The organism is Ralstonia mannitolilytica, from assembly GCF_000954135.1.
Lineage (GTDB): Bacteria > Pseudomonadota > Gammaproteobacteria > Burkholderiales > Burkholderiaceae > Ralstonia > Ralstonia mannitolilytica.
On sequence record NZ_CP010800.1, the window covers coordinates 336,935 to 355,993 of the forward strand.

General features: G+C 66.0%; 19 protein-coding genes. 10 read left to right on the forward strand and 9 right to left on the reverse strand.

What is annotated here, in order from left to right; all coding sequences use genetic code 11:
- The first annotated feature begins 341 nt into the window (after positions 1-341).
- The 4 genes from flgA (at position 342) to TK49_RS18180 (ending at position 3,413) form a co-directional block, all read left to right on the forward strand.
- Positions 342-1,226: a flagellar basal body P-ring formation chaperone FlgA gene (gene flgA, locus TK49_RS18165; protein ID WP_045218753.1), complete on the forward strand. Its 885-nt coding sequence runs from the start codon at positions 342-344 to the stop codon at positions 1,224-1,226.
- Positions 1,227-1,349: 123 nt separating this feature from the next.
- Entirely contained in the window at positions 1,350-1,670 is a 321-nt protein-coding gene (gene flgM / locus TK49_RS18170) for a flagellar biosynthesis anti-sigma factor FlgM (protein ID WP_045218755.1), read from the forward strand.
- Between the two features lie 112 nt (positions 1,671-1,782).
- Positions 1,783-2,244 (forward strand): flagella synthesis protein FlgN, encoded by a 462-nt coding sequence (locus tag TK49_RS18175; protein ID WP_045218757.1) that lies wholly within the window; start codon positions 1,783-1,785, stop codon positions 2,242-2,244.
- 470 nt (positions 2,245-2,714) lie between these two features.
- Positions 2,715-3,413 carry a LuxR C-terminal-related transcriptional regulator gene (locus tag TK49_RS18180; protein ID WP_082062864.1) on the forward strand — a complete coding sequence of 233 codons (699 nt, stop codon included), beginning with the start codon at positions 2,715-2,717 and terminating at the stop codon, positions 3,411-3,413.
- A gap of 115 nt (positions 3,414-3,528) precedes the next feature.
- Here TK49_RS18180 and TK49_RS18185 read toward each other — a convergent pair whose 3' ends face one another.
- From TK49_RS18185 to TK49_RS24615, 4 genes are all read right to left on the reverse strand, one after another.
- Entirely contained in the window at positions 3,529-4,599 is a 1,071-nt protein-coding gene (locus TK49_RS18185; RefSeq protein ID WP_045218761.1) for a porin, read from the reverse strand.
- A 259-nt stretch (positions 4,600-4,858) separates the two neighbouring features.
- Positions 4,859-5,596, reverse strand: a complete 738-nt coding sequence (locus TK49_RS18190; RefSeq protein WP_045220302.1) for a GntR family transcriptional regulator — start codon at positions 5,594-5,596, stop codon at positions 4,859-4,861.
- 96 nt (positions 5,597-5,692) lie between these two features.
- Positions 5,693-5,983 (reverse strand): H-NS histone family protein, encoded by a 291-nt coding sequence (locus tag TK49_RS18195; protein ID WP_045218763.1) that lies wholly within the window; start codon positions 5,981-5,983, stop codon positions 5,693-5,695.
- A gap of 90 nt (positions 5,984-6,073) precedes the next feature.
- The gene (locus TK49_RS24615) at positions 6,074-6,340 is read right to left on the reverse strand and encodes a hypothetical protein (protein WP_157774013.1); all 267 of its coding nucleotides are present in this window, start codon (positions 6,338-6,340) and stop codon (positions 6,074-6,076) included.
- A gap of 438 nt (positions 6,341-6,778) precedes the next feature.
- Between TK49_RS24615 and TK49_RS18200 the strand changes: the two genes are divergently transcribed.
- The 3 genes from TK49_RS18200 to TK49_RS18210 all read left to right on the forward strand — a co-directional run bounded on the left by TK49_RS18200 (position 6,779) and on the right by TK49_RS18210 (position 10,926).
- The gene (locus TK49_RS18200; protein ID WP_045218765.1) at positions 6,779-7,603 is read left to right on the forward strand and encodes a hypothetical protein; all 825 of its coding nucleotides are present in this window, start codon (positions 6,779-6,781) and stop codon (positions 7,601-7,603) included.
- A gap of 93 nt (positions 7,604-7,696) precedes the next feature.
- Entirely contained in the window at positions 7,697-8,992 is a 1,296-nt protein-coding gene (locus TK49_RS18205; protein ID WP_045218767.1) for an ISL3 family transposase, read from the forward strand.
- A 26-nt stretch (positions 8,993-9,018) separates the two neighbouring features.
- Positions 9,019-10,926: a putative bifunctional diguanylate cyclase/phosphodiesterase gene (locus TK49_RS18210; RefSeq protein WP_082076356.1), complete on the forward strand. Its 1,908-nt coding sequence runs from the start codon at positions 9,019-9,021 to the stop codon at positions 10,924-10,926.
- A gap of 47 nt (positions 10,927-10,973) precedes the next feature.
- Here the strand turns inward: TK49_RS18210 and TK49_RS18215 are convergent, their stop codons facing one another.
- The 5 genes from TK49_RS18215 to TK49_RS18235 form a co-directional block, all read right to left on the reverse strand.
- Positions 10,974-11,177, reverse strand: coding sequence for a hypothetical protein (locus tag TK49_RS18215; RefSeq protein WP_082062863.1), 204 nt, complete (start codon positions 11,175-11,177; stop codon positions 10,974-10,976).
- A 649-nt stretch (positions 11,178-11,826) separates the two neighbouring features.
- Positions 11,827-12,435, reverse strand: a complete 609-nt coding sequence (locus TK49_RS18220) for a nucleotidyltransferase family protein (RefSeq protein ID WP_045218770.1) — start codon at positions 12,433-12,435, stop codon at positions 11,827-11,829.
- Positions 12,435-12,869 carry an organic hydroperoxide resistance protein gene (locus tag TK49_RS18225; protein ID WP_045220309.1) on the reverse strand — a complete coding sequence of 145 codons (435 nt, stop codon included), beginning with the start codon at positions 12,867-12,869 and terminating at the stop codon, positions 12,435-12,437. Before TK49_RS18225 ends, TK49_RS18220 begins: the two co-directional genes overlap by 1 nt.
- Positions 12,870-12,978: 109 nt before the next feature.
- Positions 12,979-15,231 (reverse strand): xanthine dehydrogenase family protein molybdopterin-binding subunit, encoded by a 2,253-nt coding sequence (locus TK49_RS18230; RefSeq protein WP_045218771.1) that lies wholly within the window; start codon positions 15,229-15,231, stop codon positions 12,979-12,981.
- A 20-nt stretch (positions 15,232-15,251) separates the two neighbouring features.
- Complete coding sequence (locus TK49_RS18235; RefSeq protein WP_045218774.1) at positions 15,252-15,710, reverse strand: (2Fe-2S)-binding protein; 459 nt, start codon at positions 15,708-15,710, stop codon at positions 15,252-15,254.
- Positions 15,711-16,338: 628 nt separating this feature from the next.
- Between TK49_RS18235 and leuA the strand changes: the two genes are divergently transcribed.
- The 3 genes from leuA (at position 16,339) to cadR (ending at position 19,058) form a co-directional block, all read left to right on the forward strand.
- A complete protein-coding gene (gene leuA, locus TK49_RS18240) occupies positions 16,339-18,051 on the forward strand; it encodes a 2-isopropylmalate synthase (protein ID WP_045218776.1) in 1,713 nt (570 codons plus the stop codon).
- A 125-nt stretch (positions 18,052-18,176) separates the two neighbouring features.
- Entirely contained in the window at positions 18,177-18,563 is a 387-nt protein-coding gene (locus tag TK49_RS18245) for a four-helix bundle copper-binding protein (protein WP_045218778.1), read from the forward strand.
- Between the two features lie 18 nt (positions 18,564-18,581).
- Positions 18,582-19,058: a Cd(II)/Pb(II)-responsive transcriptional regulator gene (gene cadR / locus TK49_RS18250; RefSeq protein WP_045218780.1), complete on the forward strand. Its 477-nt coding sequence runs from the start codon at positions 18,582-18,584 to the stop codon at positions 19,056-19,058.
- Position 19,059: the final 1 nt, after the last annotated feature.

Below are 19,059 nucleotides of genomic sequence, written 5' to 3' on the forward strand. Positions count from 1 at the left end.
TTCCGTGTTCCGTGGGATGGAGAACGCGGCATCGGCAGCCCCTTCAAAACCGCCGATGCCGTCTCCAAACCGCTGTATTGCTGAGTTGCCGTCATGCAGCCTCAGTGGCAAAGGCCTGCCTGCGGGCCCGACGCCGGCCGGGAAAACCAGGCACCGGAGCAGGTTGCACGGTCCGGCTGCACAGCCGCCGCGCAACGCCAGGGACTTCACCACGTTGCAAAGTCTAGGGGCCGATGCGCAACCGCATTCGTCTGAATAAGGGGGGGATTGGCCGACATTTCCGGATTTGGCGCCCCCGCGCGCGTGGCTACACTCCACTGGACTTTTGATGGAGGCTTGCCATGCCACAGCGGTTTGCACGTGAGGCAGATCACCCGACTTTCGCGACGGCGCGGCGCGCGCGGGCCGCGGCCATGCCGCCGGCCGCCGGGCGACGCCTGCTGCTGGTGATCCTCGCGCTGGGGCTGCTGGCCGGCCTCGTGCGCCCGATGCCGGCGCACGGGCAGGGCATGATGCGCGTGGGGTATGCGCCCGCCGCAGCCGCCATGCCGGGGGCGTCGCAAGCCGGCCAGCCCACCGCAATCCAGGGCCCGAACGCCATCCAGATGCAGATCCAGCAGCAGTTGCAGTCGCAACTGGACATCCTGGGCGGCACAAACGAAACCGGTGCGCCGCGCGCATCGGTCGAAGTCGGCCCGGTCGACCCGCGCGTCGCCAACCAGCCGTGCGACCAGATCGACCTGATGCTGCCCGCGGCCAACCGCCTGCGCGGCCGTATACAAGTGGGCGTGCGCTGCCGCTCGCCGCACGCGTGGGCGGCGTGGGTGCCGGCCACCATCCAGATCACAGGGACGTACTACGTGGCCGCCCGCGCCTTGCCCCCGGGCAAGACCCTCGACATGAGCGACCTGGAAGCCCGCACCGGCGATCTGTCGATGCTGCCGCCGTCGGTCGTGCAGCAACCCGCCGACGTGGTCGGCCGCGTGCTGCTCACGAGCGTGGCCGCCAGCCAGCCGCTGCGCGCCGAAAGCCTGCGCTTGCCGGTCGCCGTGCAGGCGGGCCAGACCGTCAAGCTGGTTGCCGAGGGTGGCGGATTCCAGGTCACGAGCGACGGCCGGGCGCTGAACCAGGCCGCAGTCGGCCAGGTGGCGCAGGTGCGTACCGCCAACGGCAACGTCGTTTCGGGCATCGCGCAGTCGGCGGGCGTGGTGGCCATCCAGTTCTGACCCGAGAATTGCGATTGCTCGATCACTTTGAAACTGCAAAGCGACGTGCAGTACGCCCGCTAAAGTTTGGGGCGGGGTTGGCCGATATGGGTGTTAGGATGAACGCGCTCTTCGGAGACACCCGTGAAAATCAACCATATCGTCAACAACGCCCCGGCGATTGCGCCGACCAAGGACACTGCGTCCGGGTCGACGCGTGCCGCTGGCTCGCATGCCGCCAGCACGGCAGCGGCGGGCACGGCGCGCCACACCGGCGATGCGCCGTCGCTGTCAGTCCAACAGGTCTCGCGCCAGGTGGGCAGCGGCGACTTCGATGCCGCCCGCGTCGAGCAGATCCGCCATGCCATCCAGAACGGCACGCTGAAGATGGACGCCGGCAAGATCGCCGATGCGGCGCTTTCCGACGCCCAGTCGCTGCTCTCGGCACAAAGCAAAAAGGCCTGACGGGACACTCCCGTCGCGCCTCCTCCAACCCTGAAGACGCCGCCGGCCCCTGGCCGCACGCGGTGGGGCGGTGTGCCGGCCGGCGGCTGCCCAAGCTGAGGTCGCCTCGCCCATGGACAACACACTGCTGATCCGCACACTGGCCGACGAGCAGGAACTGCTGCGCGCCGCCAACCAGACCCTGGAAGCCGAAGCGCAGGCGTTGCGCGACGGCGACATGGTCGAACTCGAGCGCATTACCCAGACCAAGCACCAGCAGCTCACCGCCCTCGGCGCAGCCGACCGTGAACGCCGCCTCTGGTGGGCGCAACACGGCGGCGCCGATCCGTACGGGCTGGTCAAATACCTGCGCACCGACGAAGCCGCCAGCCGCCTGTTCGACGAAAACCTGGCCCTGGCCCGCACGCTGCGCCAGCGCAACCTCGACAACGGCGTCCTCATCGACCTGCGCCTGCGTGCCACGCAGAACGCGCTGCAAGTCCTGCACGCTGCCAACAACGGCGGCGGCACACCCTATGGCCGCGACGGCAAGCAACCGCTCTCGATGCCGCGCTTCTCGGTCGTTGCCGAATAGGTGCCACACGCCTGCCGTTTCCTCGCCTGACGGCCCGCGAACGCTGCTTGACGTTTACGTCAATGGGCATGAAGTGGGGCTGGCTGCCGCCGTCCGATCCTGATATCTATAAGGGGTCTGGCACACCGCCGATCGGGATAAGCAAAAAGGTTTACATCCGATTGATGGGTGCAACAAGCATGCTGGGGATTTATTCTGCGATTTTTGGCGGGGTTAATCCTCCGCGCCTGGCGACATAAAGAAGCAAAAAACCGGGAGGGAAATTGCGCCTGATTGGCGCGCCAAGGTTTCGGCCCGGCGGCACCGCTGCGTGGTGACTGCCGGTTGAACGGGGAAATATACCGAAGCCGCGCGCCATTGCGTTTCCACAAGCCCGTTTGCATTGATTTTGGATCCCACCGATCCAAATCCGCGCAGCGACGGCGATTCCGGGAAATGGGAAAAACAACCATAACCAGACAGGCGGCGCAGTGAAATCAATCGTAGTAGAGGCACACCCGTTGGTGCGTGCCGGCGCGACTCACGTCTTGCAATCCTTGCCGGCCATTTCCGAGGTTGTCAGCGTCGAACCGGACGAAGACCTTTTTGAAAACCTCGCGGCGCATGCGGACGCCGAACTCGCCCTGATCGGCCTGCCGCTGCCGGGCATCGACGATCTGCCGGCGCTCTCGCGGTTGCTCCAGCAGCCGCATCCGCGGCATGTCGCCGTACTGAGCGAAAACGATTCGGTTGCGCACGTGCGCGCGCTCATGCAATTGAATGTCTCGGCCTATCTGCTGAAAAGCTATTCCGGCAAATTGATCGGGGCGGCACTCGAACTCGTGCTGGCCGGTGGCCGTTATGTGCCTGCGTCCGTCGTGTTGGCCCGGCCCGAAACCATTGCGGCCGGCGCGCCCCGGGGCCATGACGACTGCGCATTGCTCGGACTCACGCAGCGCCAATACGAGATACTCGTTCTGCTTTCCCGCGGCCATCCGGTCAAAACCATCAGCCGCATGCTGAATATCTCGGAGGCGACCACGAAAGCGCATATCAATGCGCTTTATCGGCGGCTCGAAGTGCGCAGCCGTACCGAAGCCGTGTTCGTCGCCACGCAGCGCGGCGCCATGTTGCTGAACGGTCCGCAGGTCGGCGCAGAAACGCCGCTGCGCCTGGCACGCACCGGCTGACACCGTCTTCCTTCGCGCATAAAAAACGGCGCCCACATCGGGGCGCCGCTGGAATATCCCGCCCACGCTGTCGACACGCGGGCGGCAGATGACAAGAAAAGCGAGACGACTCCGCTCAGAACTTCGCGCGGATGCCCACGCCGAACGTGTCGGCCGAGCTCAGGTCCGACACCTTGTCGCGGAAATACGCGGCATACACGTCGGTGCGCTTGGACAGCGCGTAGTCGTACCCCACCGCCCACGTATTGCGCTTCACGTCCACTGCACCGCTGGTTTTCGTGTACGCGTACGACGCGAGGATGCTGCCCGGGCCGACCGGGATCGACACGCCGAGCTGGCCGCCGTTGCTCTTGGCATCGCCCGTGTTGATCGTGTTCTTGATGTACTGGTACTGGCCGTACAGCTTGACCACGCCAAAGTCGTATGTCGCCCCCAGCTGCGCAGCCGTCTGGCGCGAGAAGCCCGTCACCAGGGCGTTCAGGTCGCCGGGGCTCGCATCGAAGCGCACCTGCTGGAACGCCGCCGTGGCCGCGAAGTTGCCGTGGAAGTACAGGAAGTTGCCGCCCCACTTGTTCTGGCCGTTGTGGCCGGCCTGCTCGCCTGCCCCGTAGATGAAGTTGCCGGTCAGCCCGTTGAAATCGGGCGTGGAATACATGATCGAGTTGTCCCAGCCCGAATCGCCCACCAGGCCCGAAATACCGGCGGTGCCCGTACGGCCGTTGCCGAGGTAGGTGTGGAACACCATCGGCGAGAACGTATACGAATCGATGAACGGGTTGAAGAGAATCGTCGAGACGAAATACGGCGGGGTGTTGCGGCCGAGCTTGATCGAGCCCCACGTGTTCGACTGCAGGCCCACGAAGGCATTGCGGGCAAAGAAGTGGTCCCCGTCAAAGCGACCGACCTTGCCGGTGTCGGGACGGAAGAACGCTTCGAGCGTGAAGATCGCCTTCAGGCCGTTGCCCAGGTCTTCGCTGCCCTTCATGCCCCAGTACGACGTCGACATGCCACCCGAATTGACGCCCCAGGCGCGATCGGATGCGCCGAGGTTCTTGGTTGCGCCGGCCCAGGCGTCCACCTGGCCGTAGAGCATGACGGACGACTGTGCCTGCGCTGCGCCGGCGGCAAGGCCGGCGGCGGCGGTCAGGCCCGCCGCGGCCACCTTGAAACGTCGCTTGAGTTGCATCGTTGATTTCTCCCTCTTGTGGTTCCGTTGTGTTGAATCGACTTCGCGCGGCAGGCGGCTCAACCTGCCCCGCTGAGACGGCGCGATCGAATGCAACAGCCGTGCCAATACCGTGACGGCGGCCGGGATGTCACAAATCAATGCGTTGCGCGGGAAGGGGCGCAGACTAGCTTGAATACCCGTGGCAGACAAGTCCCAACGCAGGGGTGTGTGGCGCGGATTCTGCACCGTGCTGGCGCAAGTGCGCGATGGAGCATGGTCATGCCCGCTCGTCGTTCTGCAACACCCGCAGATCGACTTCGCGCAGATAGCGCTCCGGCGAAAAATCGCAATACGTCAGGGAGATGGGCAGGTCGGACACGCTATAGCCGATGCGGCGCACGCGCACGAGCGGCACACCGGCCGCCACGCCAAGCGCGTCAGCCTGGTGGGCATCGGCCAGGCACGCCAGCGTCGCCTCGCGCGAGCGCGTGATCGTCAGGTTGGCACGCTGGAACACCTGCACGAAAAGACGGTCTTCAAAGTCCCGTGCTTCGAGCATGGCCGCCAGGCTCGAGGTCAGCCACGTGCGCAGCAGCATGATGGTCTGCCCGTCCACGCGCGCACGGCGCTCGACGAAGGCGACCTGCGCGCCGGGCTCGAGCTCCAGCGCCGCGGCAACGGCTTCGTCGGCCGGCCGGAGCTGGAAGGCGCTGACGGTGTAGACCGCGCCCGGCACGTATTCGAGCGCGGCATCAGACTGCCCCCGCGCATACAGCACCGGCCGATGCGGCCCCGAGGAATCCAGCACCACGCTGCGCTGGCCGCGTGCACGCTTGAGCAGCCCCCGCGCGGCGAGCTCGTTGAGCGTACGGCGCGCCGTGAGCCGCGATACGGCGTAGCGCTGCGCCAGTTCATTCTCGCTGGGGGCGATGCTGCCGGCCGGCAGGTTGCCGTGCAGGATGTCCAGCCGGATGCGGTCGGCCAGTTCGAGGTATTTGGGCAGGCGGGGCGTCATGCCAGCGTTATACAGGAACATGCGGCGCCCGCTCCAACAAAAACGGCCCACCAGAGCGGTGAGCCGTTTTGCTCCGTGCGGTACGCCGGATGCGGATCAGGCGATGAGGAATTTGTCGCGGTTCTTGCCGATCCAGGCCGGCGCACGGCCGCGGCCGGACCATGTCGCGCCGGTCTTCGGATCGCGATACTTGGGCGGCACCGGCGACTTGGCGCCCGCGCGGCGACCGCGGCGCGGGACCAGGCCCAGATCTTCCGCCGTCAGGCCATATTCGGCAACCGTCTGGCGAACCTGCTGAATCACGGCTTCCAGTTCCTTGGCGCGCGCCATTTCAATCTGTTCTTCCAGCTTGGCCTTTTGTGCAATCAATTCCTTGTATGTCGCCATATGGGCTCCCGATAAAGACCGGTATGAAGTCCGGTGTGGGCAGAATATTAGGCGAATTGTATTCGCAACTGAAATCAAATTTCAATGGTTTCAATTGTGAAGCTTCAAAGCATGCGGCTTAGCGCCGTCGACAAAACCGGCATGGCGCACGAGTCGGCGCTTACCGGTACAAGAGAACGGCACGGCCACGACCGCAGCGATAGCAGCAGAGTTGAACACCACCCGTCTCACGCGGGCGCCCGGGCTTGGCACGCCAGATGCTGTCTCAAGGGCCATCGTCGGACCGCGTTCCCGCATACGAATTCGTGGCGTGGTTTCAATGGCGCAGGTGTGGTTCTTTTTGAGCGTGCCGTGCATGCGCGATTTGCATTCCCGGGCGTGCCGGCATTCTCGAATTTGCCAAGGGGGCTTCTTTTCGCCTTGAAGGTTCTGCGGAATCCTCCACCCGCATTTCGGCTTGACGACAGACGTGCCTATTGATATCCGCGCGAATTGGAGCTTACGCAGCGATCAATCAATCCACTTTCCCGCACGGTAAAAAAACGTCAAACCGTATTGAACACACCGACGCCACGCAAATGACCTCGATCTCGCAGGGCCGGGCCGAACGTCGCAATACAAGGGTGGGCTGCGGGCACAGCCCAATCAAAGTGTTGTATTCGCCACAAACGAGACTTTGCGCCACGCACGACTTTTGCGCATCATGAAGAATGTTGTCTCCCCTTCCGCCGGCCCAGCGCCGCGGATCCGTGCATGGCGAGATCTCGTGGGCCATACCATTGGTTGGAGCGTGGGATGCAAGACGAACTTTCCTACCCGCTGTCGGCGCAAAGCCTGCCCGTTCCGCTCTATGTCGTGCTCGAGGGCCGCATCGTGTATGCCAATGCGGCGGGGGTCTGCATGTTGCACGCGGCATCTGCCGATCAATTGCTGGGCGAGCCGTTCTCCCGCTTCTTCCAGGATGTTCCGGCCTGGCTTGCCGCTGCGGACGCAGACCACGCCGACCCCGCCATGCCGGAGGGGCCGCAGGCGCCGCAAGCACAGCTCGTCTCGGCCATCGCGCTTGGCGCCCTGACCGACCCCGTGCGCGTCCGCCTGACGGTCACCCCGACCCGCTTCGAAGGCCTGCCGGCCCAGCAGGTGGTGGTGCATGGCCTACCCTTGCCGCTCGATGCGCAGATGCCGGGCAAACCCGGTGAACGCATCCTCAGCGCTGAAACCGTTGGCGCAGCATTGCCCTATGAACACCTCGATTACCTGCTCTCGACACTGCCGTCGAGCACCTCGCCAGGCGAGCGGCTGCAGGCGGTGCTCAGGGCCATCGAAGCGACGTTGCCGAACTCGCTCTGCGTCGTGGTGCGTGTGGTGTCGGGGCGTGCCAGGCTATACGGCACACAGACGGCACGGTCGCAGTTGGCATCCCGGCCCGCATCTGCAACGCGCCCGGCCCCGCCGGCACCCGACACGCTCGACACCGACCTCGCGAGCCTGGCGCCCCTGCTGCACGATCTGCCCCCGGTCGAGCTGGTGCGCCACGCCAATGTGCCCGCGGCATTGCGAGAGGTATTGGCTGGCGCGCGGTCCTTCGTCATTTCGTGTGGAACACAACACTCACAATGACTCCTGGTCGTCGAGCCCGGTGGGCATGTGTGCAGGCCGCTGGTCGGCCTGTGCACATGTCCACCGGGCGGGTTTGAGCAGGAGGATGAGTCCATGGGCATTGCCGTAGAAGCTCTGTTCACCAGCGCGCTGGGCTTGCAGCCGCCGTGGGTCGTCGATGACGTCAGGCTCGACACCGCCAAGCGGCGTATCGACTTCGAGATCGGCTGCCACACCAGCAGGATCGCCTGCCCGGCATGCGGTGCGGCCACGCAACCGGTGCACGACCGGCTGCGCCGATCCTGGCGGCACCTGGACTTCTTCCAGTTCGAGGCCTGGCTGCACTGCGACGTGCCGCGCGTGGCCTGCGGTGCCTGCGGCAAGACCACGCAGGTGGCCGTGCCCTGGGCGCGTCCGGGCTCGGGCTTCACCGCGGCGTTCGAAGCGCTGGCGCTGACCTTGTGCCTGGACCTGCCGGTGCGCCAGGCCGCCGAGTTGCTGCGCTGCAAGGACAAGCGGCTGTGGCGGCGCATCGAGTTCTACGTCGAGCAGGCGCGTGCGCTGGAAGACTTCTCCGGCGTGCGCACGGTGGGCATCGACGAGACCAGCCTGCGGCGCGGGCAGCACTACATCACCGTCGTGCACGACCTGGATCGCAAGCGGCTGCTGTTCGCCACCGAGGGGCGCGAGCACCGCACGGTGGTGGAGTTCGCCGAGGATCTGAAGGCCCATGGCGGCGATCCCGCCCAGGTGCGGCACGTGTGCATGGACATGAGCGCGGCCTACGCCAAGGGCGTGGCGCTGGCGCTGCCCGAGGCGCAGATCAGCTACGACCGCTTTCACGTCGTCTCGATGGCCATCGAGGCGATGGACCAGGTGCGCCGCGCGGAGATGGCCACCGACGCGCAGGCGGTGCGAGCCGCGCTGGGCACTGGCCAGCGTAAGACGCTCAGGCAGCTGCTGTGGGGCATGCGGCGCAACCCCAGCAGCTGGAGCGCCCGCCAGATCCAGGCGATGCACTGGCTGCAGCGCTCGACGCTCAAAAGCGCGCGGGCGTGGCGGCTGAAGATGGCGCTGCGCGAGGTGTACGCGCGGGCCACAGCGCACAACAGCATCGAACAGGCCGCATCCGACCTCAGGGCCTGGCTGAGCTGGGCGCGGCGCTGTCGGCTCGAGCCGTTCAAGAAGCTGGCCGCCACGCTCAAGGAGCGGTTCGACGCGGTGGTGCGCGGCATGGTCGATCACCGCAGCAACGCCTTCGTCGAGGCGATGAACGGGCTGCTGCAGCAGGCCAAGCGCGCCGCGCGCGGCTTCAGGACGAGCCAGAACTTCATCGCCATCGCCTACCTGCGCATGTCCAAGCTCAAGCACCTGCCGGCCAGCCCGTTCGCGCCGGCGATGCCCCAGTGACAGTGTTGCTTTCCACACGAAACGACATGGAGCCTGGCGCGCTGGCCGATGCACGCCCTGCCTGGCTGTGCCGCATTCCCGCCCAACACGGTGGCATCGCGGCAGGTGAAGATCTGCTCTGCCTGTTCTACCCCGCCCCGGATTCAACACCGCCCGGCGATGCAGCCTTGCGCGACGCCTGCGGCCACTATGTCGCCGCACTGGTCAAACTGCTGCGGCTCGAAACCGAATACCGCCAGACCCGCGAGTTGCGCGACCAGTATCGGCTTGTGGTCAACCACCTCAGCGAAGGCGTGTTGACGCTGTCGATTGACGGGCGGGTCCTGTCTTACAACCGCAGCGCGGCGGAAATCCTTCGCCTGTCCGGCGCGTCGTGGAAGGGGCGGCCGCGCGCCGCGTTCTCCGACATGATGTTCAGCGAAGACGGCACCATCCTGCCGCGCGCCGCGTGGCCGTCGACCATAGCGGCCCGCACCGGACGCGCCGTCAGCAACGTCGTGGTGGGCGTGCAGGCGACCAACGGGCAAGTCGTCTGGCTGCGCGAATCGGTGTTGCCGATGTTCTCGCCCGACAGCGCCTCGCCGCACGCGGTGCTGGTCATCTTCAGCGACATCACGGCCGAGCGCTCGGCGCACGAGCAGCTGCGCCTGCTTGAAACCAAGGACTCGCTCACTGGCCTGCCGAATCGCGCCGCATTCGTCGAGCGGCTCGATGCGCGGCTGGCATTGCAGGCCAGCGGTGAACTGGCGCTGCTCTACATCGGCCTGGACCACTTCAAGACGGTCAACGAGGCGATGGGCCACCACACGGGCAACCAGATCCTGAACACCGCGGCGCAGCGCCTGCGGGCCGCAGCCGGCCCGCGCGCGCTGCTGGCCCGCCTGGGCGGGGACCGGTTCTGCGTCGCCATTGAAGACCCGGCCGCAGCCGATGGCCTGGCGCGGCAGGTGCTCGAAGCGCTGGCCAAGCCCTTTGCCGGCGACCAGCGCGAAGTGCACCTCTCTGCCAGCATCGGCGTGGCGGTCTTTCCGGCAGACGGCGGCGACGCGGGCACGCTCGTCATGCACGCCGAGGCGGCCATGTACCGGGCCAAGGAACAGGGCCGCAACCGCGTCGCACGGTATTCGCGTGCGCTTGAAACCCAGATGCTGCGCCGCTTCACCCTGAACGAACGCATGCGCAGGGCGCTCGCGCGCGGCCAGGTGCGGCTGGTCTATCAACCGAAGTACGCGCTGGCATCGCGCGAGATGGTCGCGGTCGAGGCGCTGATGCGCTGGTCGGATCCGGAGCTCGGCGCGGTGTCGCCCGCCGAGTTCATCGACGTGGCAGAGGAGTCTGGCTACATCCTCGAGCTGGGCCGCTGGGCACTGATGCAGGCGTGCACGCAAGGCCAGGCGTGGGCGCGCGAGTTCGGCTTTACGGGACGCATCGCGGTGAACGTGTCGGCGCGGCAGTGCGATGCGGGCGTCATCGAACAGGACGTGGACGAAGCGCTGAGGACATCCGGCCTGGCGCCCACGCGCCTGGAGCTTGAATTGACCGAAAGCGTGCTGCTGGCGGACCGGCCGTCGACGCAGCGGCTGCTCACGAGCCTCGCTGCGCGCGGGGTGCGTATCTCGCTGGATGACTTCGGCATCGGGTTTTCCTCGCTGTCGTACCTGCGCAGCCTGCCGATCCACAACATCAAGATCGACCGATCGTTCATCAGCGGCGTACCGGTGGTACCCGACTGCGTGGCCCTGACCAAGACCATCATCGCGATGGCCCGCGCGCTGAACATGACCGTCACGGCCGAGGGCGTTGAGACGGCCGAGCAGTCGGCCTTCCTCGCGGCCCACGCGTGCGATGAAGTGCAGGGGTTTCTCTTCGGCCGGCCGCTGGAGGTGCCGGCGCTGGAGGCGCTTCTACGCTCGCACAGCCGCGCGCGGGCATAAAAAAAAACGGACCGCGGAGGTCCGTTTCTTGTGTGGACGGGCGTCGATCAGCGCGTCGTCACGTTGCCGACCAGACCGCCCAGTGCGGCGCCGCCCAAGGTTGCCCCCGGACCGCCGATGAGCGCAGCGCCGGCCAGTCCGCCCACGCCCGCACCGATGGCTGTATTGCGCTGGCGCGCCGTCATGTTGGCACAGCCGGTTGCCGTCAGCAGCATCACACCGGCCAGCAGAGTCGTCAGTACCCGAATCATGTTCTTCTCCTTGGAATGCGTCGGTTGCCATCACCGACCGCGTACCGAAAGTCTGGCCAGCCAGTGCACAACGTGCTGTTTCAAGTTGTAATCAGACGTTGCACGCGCCGACGGCAATGAAGATGTCTTAACGCTGACGCACCTTGCCAAATTCGCGGGCAACGCCGACACAAACGCGTCACCACGCGGGCCGGGTAAGGTTTCCCACAGAGTTATCCACATGTTCTGTGCATAACCGGCCATGGCCGCCAGTCCCGAAATCACAAAGGGCTTGACGGTTTTCGACAAACGTGCCGAGCACGGGAAGCTGCCGTGTCAAGCGCAAGTTATCCACATCGTGACGGGGTGTTACATCCTGCAACAACTCCTTGCGCGTCAAGCGGTTGCACACGCTTTTGCAACCGGTTTGACTGCTGCTGTGGACAAGTCTGGGCGGGGTGATGTGGTCCGTGCAGGATCGATTGCGCCTGGAGACGGCGGTCGATCCGTTCGGGATACGCAGTCTGCAACAGCCCCCCATGTGCAGTCCCTTTTTCGTGGTTCCATGATTGGAACCATGGATGTTCCGTTCAGGAAACCCTGGGCCGCACCGGGCTGGCAAGAGAGCGCCGGCGTTACCCCAGCCAGCCGAACTGGCACCGAGGGTGGATCAACGCGTCAGGTCGCCAGGCGTATCGACGTCGCGCAGGATGCCGGCATCGTCCGTATCGATGCGGATGAGCGTGCCCGGCGTGATCAGCCGCCGTGCGCCTTCGTCGCCATCGAGCGACGCCAGGCCCGCGAAGAAATCGGCGCCAAAGCCGATCGGGTGCCCGCGCTGCCCCTCGTAAAACGGTGCGACGCAGTGGCCCGCGTCCAGCGCACCGGCCAACTGCGCGATGGTGGCGGGGGCGATCCACGGCATGTCGGCCAGGGCGATGACCCAGCCGCCGGCGTGCGGTCGGGCCGCCACCCCGGCGGCCAGGCTGGCGCCCATGCCGCGCGCGGCGTCGGCGCATCGCAGCACCTCGCAGCCCGCCTCAGCCAGCAACGCGGCCAGCCGCTCAGCCTGGGCCCCATGCGTGGCGGCAGCGGGCACCACCGCCACCACATCGTCCAGCGCCTGCTTCAGGTGCCGCGCGGCCTGCAACGCGACCGGCGTACCGGCGGTGACGCCATCGCGCAGCGGCGCGAGCAGCTTGTTGGCCGCGCCGGCCGGATCGAACCGGCTGCCGCGTCCCGCGGCCAGCAGGACACCCACCACAGGCCGCTGCGACATCAGACGACCTCGGTCTTGAGCGTGACTTCCACGTTGTTGCGTGTGGCGTTCGAATACGGGCATACCTCGTGAGCCTTGGCGACCAGCGCATCCGCATCGCCCTGCGACAACCCGCCGATGCGCGCGGTCAGGCCGACCTTCAGGCCGAAGCCGCCTTCGGGCCGTGTGCCGATGCCGACGTCGCAGTGGATCTCGATGCTGGTGGGGTTGAGCTTGAGTACGGTCTTGGCCACAAAGTCGCACGCCGAGCCGAAGCATGCGGCATAGCCGGCTGCGAACAGGTCTTCGGGGGTGGTCGTATTGGGCTTGCCGGGGCCGCCCATCGATTTCGGTACCGACAAGTCGTGCGACACCTGGCCGTCTTCGGTCTGCGTGTGGCCGTTGCGGCCGCCCGTGGCCTTGGCGTGCGCGGTGTACAGGATATTGAGTGCCATGATGATCTCCGGTTCGTGAGAGAGCGTGCGCAGCAAGAAACGCTCCGCAGTAAAACGCCGGCATACATTGCTGCATGCCGGCGCCAATCACATCACGCGTGGATGACGGTCACACCGTATCGAACGGCAGCTTGCGCAGCCGCTTGCCGGTGAGCGCAAACACGGCATTGGCCACCGCCGGCGCGATCGGCGGCGTGCCGGGTTCGCCCAGGCCGGTCGGGTTGTCTTCCGACGGCACGAAGAACACGTTCACCGGCGGCGCGTCCGGCATGCGCACGGGCGGGAAGTCGGTGAAGTTGCTGTTCTTGGTGGCGCCGTGTTCGATTTCGATGGCAAACCCAGGCTGGATCATCGCCAGGCCGAACACGCACGCCCCCTGGATCTGCGCTTCGGCGCCCATCGGGTTGACCACGCGGTTGGCGTGCACGCCGGCGGTCACGCGATGCACGCGCGGCTTGCCTTGGTCGATCGACACCTCGACCACATACGCCACGACCGACTCGAACGACGCGTGCACCGCCACGCCCCACGCCTGGCCCTTCGGCAGCTTGCGCTTGCCGTAGCCGGACTTGTCGACAGCCAGCTGCAGCGCCGCGCGATGGCGCTCGTGTTCCCTGCCTGTGAAGCGCGCCATGCGGAAGGCCACCGGATCCTGCCGGACGGCGTGCGCCACTTCGTCGACCATGGTTTCCATCACGTAGGCCGTGTGCGTGTGGCCCACCGAGCGCCACCACAGCACCGGCACGTTCACGTCGGGGTGATGCACCGTCAGCTGCATCGGAAAGCCATAGTGGTTCTCGATCACGCCCTCCACCATGGTCTCGTCCACCCCGTTCTTGACCATGAAGGCCTCGAACGGCGTGCCCTTGAGGATCGACTGGCCGACGATCACGTGATCCCAGCCAACCACCTTGCCGCTGTTGTCGACACCCACACTGACGCGGTGCAGGTGCATCGGCCGGTAGTAACCGCCGCGGATGTCGTCTTCGCGGCTCCAGATCACCTTGACGGGGCCGTTGTGGCCGGCAGCCGCGTAGGCCTTGGCCACGTTGGCAGCTTCCACGACATAGTCCGACGTGGTGATCGCGCGCCGGCCGAAGCCGCCGCCGGCCATCATCGTGTTGAGCTCGATCTTGTCCGGCGCCACGCCGAGCACCTTGGCGATCGCGCCCTGGTCGATGGTCTGGAACTGCGAGCCGACCCACACCTTGGCACCGGTCGTCTTGCCGCCGTCGCGCTGCAGGTCGATCGTGCAGTTCAGCGGCTCCATTGGCGCGTGCGCCAGGTACGGAAACTCGTAGTCGGCCTGGATGCGCGTGGGCGCGGATGCAATGCCGCTCACGTCGGCGGTCTTGGCGACCGTGCCGGGCTGGCCCGCGAGCTTGCGGTATTCCTCCATCAGCGCGGGCGTGGACACCGTCGAGCCGGCGTCTTCCCACGTGACCTGCAGGGCGTCGCGGCCCATCTTGGCGGGCCAGTAGCCATCGGCAATGACCGCCACGCCGCTGCCGCCGCGGTCGGTCGGGATCTGCAACACGTCGACCACGCCCTTCACCGCCTTGGCCGCCGCCGCATCGTACTTGGCGACCTTGCCGCCAAAGCGCGGCGGACGCGCCAGCACGGCCACTTTCATGTTCGGCAGGCGCGTGTCGAGACCGAACTTGAGCGAGCTGTCGAGCTTCGCGCGCGCATCGAGGCGGGGCGTCGGCTTGCCGACGATGCGGAACTGCGACGGGTTCTTCAGCGTGACCTGCGCCGGCACCGGCAGGGCCATCGCGGCCTGCGCGAGCTCGCCGTACGTCGCGCGATGGCTACCCGACGTGACCACGCCGTTGACCGTGCGGCAGGTCGACGGGTCGACCTTCCAGCGCTCGGCCGCGGCAGCAATCAGCATCGCGCGCGCACGTGCGCCCAGCTCGCGATATTGCTGGAACGAATGGTTCAGCGCGGTCGAGCCGCCCGTCATCTGGATGCCGAAGCCCGGGTCCTTGTATGGATCGCCCGCCGGCGCGAGCATGCCGCGCACGTTGCGCCAGTCCACGTCGAGTTCTTCGGCCAGCGCCATCGGCAGCGCGGTATGCACGCCCTGCCCGAACTCGAGCCGGTTCACGGCCACCGTCACGGTGTTGTCCGGCGCGATGATGATGAACGCTTGCGGCGGCGAAGGCGGCTTGGCCTTCGCGTCCTGCGCGCCGGCCAGTGCGGGCGCAATCCCGAGTGCCAGCCCGCCACCGGCCAGCGTCGTGAGTTTCAGAAAGCTGCGGCGGTCGAGCGCCACCGTAGCCCGAGCGCCGGCATCCGCAGTTGCCGGCTGATGTTGCGCGCCGCCACCGGCCAGCGCTTCCAGGTTTCGAATACGCATCGTGGGTTCTCCGGTGGGGCTTACGCCAGCGACTTCGCAGCGTCGTGGATCGCCGCGCGAATCCGCTGATACGTCGCGCAGCGGCACAGGTTGCCGGCCATCGCGGCATCGATATCGGCGTCGGTCGGCTTCTTCTTGCTGCGCAGCAGGCCGACCGCGCTCATCATCTGGCCACTCTGGCAGTAGCCGCATTGCGCCACGTCATGCTTGACCCACGCCTCGAGCACGGCCTTGCCGACCTTGTCGTCGGCGATGTGTTCGGACGTGGTGATCTGCTGGCCCGCCACTGCGGAAATCGGCAGCACGCAGCTGCGCGTGGGCTGGCCGTTCAGGTGCACCGTGCAGGCACCGCACGACGCAACGCCGCAACCGAACTTCGTGCCGGTCAGGCCCAGGTTGTCGCGCAACGCCCAGAGCAGCGGGGTCGACGGATCCGCATCGACTTCCACCGGTTTGCCGTTGATGTTCAACGTGACCATTGGGGGATTCTCCTTGTGGGGCGTGAGGGGAGTCTTACCGTTATGACGCCTTCGATATAGCGGGCTGGCGGTATGGACGGGGTGTATTAAAGCAGGTTCGGATGGGTTCTGCTGGCGCCACATCACATGGCTTCTGGCGGGCTGCACACGTTTTCGTCGGCTCTGGATCTGGTGGTTCATGTGCCCAAAAAAGCCGTCCGGAATCCGCCCAGGCAGCTTGACAACACCCCGCCCTCCCCATCACTATCGCCGGATGCATTCTCAGCAGACCATCCTCCGTACCGCTCCTGCGCGCACCCTCTCGTGCGTGCGCGGTCTGCTATCCGCTTCTCTACTACGCGTGTAAGCGCGTAGACCTCTCTTTCCCCCTCGTTCCGGTGTTTGACCGGTCCGTGCCCTGAGCGGCGACGGGCCTTGTGTGTGGCGCAGTCCGTGCGCCGAATCGTTGGAGCTTTCTCATGTCTGCCTCGATCCCGCTTTCGCTACGACTACCGACCGGTTGCCAGACCACGCGCCCGTGGCTGTCTGGCCGCCACCTCCCGAACCCGATTCCGGCCACCCCGGACGCTGCCCGCGCGGCCGTCCCCGTTGTACGAAACCGATCTCGATCTCACAGGACGCACGCACCATGTTGAAGAACCCCGCCACCAAGTACCGCCCCTTCCCCGCCATCGCCCTCGCCGATCGCACCTGGCCCAACAAGACGATCACCCGTGCCCCGATCTGGATGAGCACGGACCTGCGCGACGGCAACCAGGCCTTGTTCGAGCCCATGAACGCCGAGCGCAAGATGCGCATGTTCAAGATGCTCGTGCAGATCGGCTTCAAGGAAATCGAAGCCGCTTTCCCCGCTGCCTCCCAAACCGATTTTGATTTTGTCCGCGAGCTGATCGAGGGCGGACACATCCCTGACGGCGTGGCCATCGAAGTGCTCACGCAGGCCCGCGAAGACCTGATCCGCCGCACGATGGAATCGCTGCGCGGCGCCAAACGCGCCATCATCCACGTCTACAACGCGACCGCGCCGGTGTTCCGCCGCACGGTGTTCAACACCGACCGCGAAGGCGTCAAGCGCATTGCCGTGCAAAGCGCCAAGCTGATCCGCGAGATTGCGCAGACGATGCCCGAGACGCAGTGGACGTATCAGTACAGCCCCGAAGTCTTCAGCGGCACCGAGCTGGATTTTGCGCTGGAGGTCTGCAACGCGGTGACCGAAGTCTGGGAGCCGACGCCCGAGCACAAGATCATCTTCAACCTGCCTGCCACGGTGGAGATGGCCACGCCAAACATCTACGCCGACCAGATCGAATGGATGCATCGCAACCTGGCGCGCCGCGATTCGATCATCCTCTCCGTGCATCCGCACAATGACCGCGGCACGGCCGTGGCAGCGGCTGAACTGGCGGTGATGGCCGGCGCCGATCGCGTGGAAGGCTGCCTGTTCGGCAATGGCGAGCGCACCGGCAACGTGGACCTCGTCACACTCGCGCTGAACCTGTATTCGCAAGGAGTCGATCCGGGCCTGGATTTTTCGCACATCAACGACGTGGCCCGCACGTGCGAAGACTGCACGCAGCTGCCGGTGCATCCGCGCCATCCGTACGTGGGCGACCTGGTGTTCACGGCGTTCTCGGGCTCGCACCAGGATGCGATCAAGAAGGGCTTTGCCGTGCAGAAGCCCGACGCCATCTGGGAAATGCCGTACCTGCCGATCGACCCGGCCGACGTGGGCCGCACGTACGACTCGATCATTCGCGTGAACAGCCAGTCGGGCAAGGGCGGGATCGCATACCTGCTCGAATCGGGCTATGGCGTGGCGATGCCGCGGCGCCTGCAGGTGGAGTTCAGCAGCACCGTGCAGAAGCTGACCGACGAAAGCGGCCGCGAAGTGACCGCCGCCGACATCTGGGCACTGTTCCAGCAGACGTATCTGCGCAGCGATGGCGCAATCGGCTACGTGTCGCACCGCCTGACCGAGCAGGAAGACGGCAGCCAGCACATCCGCCTGGTCGTCAACATTGCCGATCGTGAGCACATCTGCGAAGGCGTGGGCAACGGGCCGCTGGATGCGCTCGTGCATGCGCTGTCGCACGTGCTGACGGCACCCGTGTCGATCCACCACTATGAAGAACGTGCACTGGGCCAAGGCGCCAATGCCGACGCGATCGCTTTCGCGGAAGTGGCAGCGCCGGGCGTGGCCGGCAGCGTGTTCGGCGTGGGCGTGGATGCCAACCTGACCACCGCGTCGATCCGCGCGGTGGTGGGCGGCGTCAACCGGCTGATCACCCACGCGGGCAGCGGCATGCTGCGCAGCGGCAAGAACGAGGCACAAGCCGCTTAAGGCACACGTCGGCCCACACAGTGGAGCGCCAGTTGCTAAATTGGAGAGGTGCGTTCGGGCGATTCCCCGGCGCAGCTCTTCGAAGCGCCCCTGCGCGCACATCCACTGCCAAAAGGAGAACCGACATGACCAATCGTCCGACCGCGAAAGAGAATGCCAAGCGTTTTGCCAGTGTGATCCAGGCGCTCCAGGCGTGCGAAAACGCTTGCAATCATTGCGCGGCGGAATGCAGCAAGAATGGGCACGCCGCGGCCATGGCGCGCTGCATCAGCGTGTGCACCGACTGCGGGCAATACTGCGCGCTCACCCGCAAGTTCCTGGAGCGGAACAGCGAATTTGCCGAACTGCTGCTGGAAGACTGCGCCGAAATCTGCAGCCAGTGCGCAGAAGAATGCGACCATCATGAGCAGGGGCACTGCGTGGACTGCGCAGCCGCCTGCCGCGCGTGCATGGACGCCTGCCTGAAGGTCGCTGGCGTGGAATCCGTCACGGCTGAACCGACCGTCTTCTGACCATTCCTTTCAACGCGTATGAAAATTGGCGAACTCGCCCAGCGCACGGGCATCAGCATCGAGACCATCCGCTTCTATGAAGCGCAGGGCCTGCTGCCGCCGCCCGCACGTGCTGCCAACAACTATCGCGTCTATACGCCCGAGCATGCCGAGCAGCTGGCCTTCATCGCGAAGTGCCGGTCGCTCGACATGGCGCACACCGAGATCCGCCGGCTGCTGGAGCTGCAAGCCAACCCGCAGGCCTCGTGCGAAGAGATCAACAGCCTGCTGGACGAGCATCTGCGCCATGTGCAAGCACGCATTGCCGAGTTGAACGATCTGAAGCGGCAGATCGAGGCGATCGGGCGGCGCTGTACGAGGGCCGCGTCGGTGGCGGAGTGCGGCGTGTTGCAGTCATTGCACGAGGAAGCGGTCGCCGGCCACCACGCCGGGCACGGGCACGATCATGGCGAAGCCGAGCACGCGCACAAGCACATCCGGGGCGTGCATCGCTGAA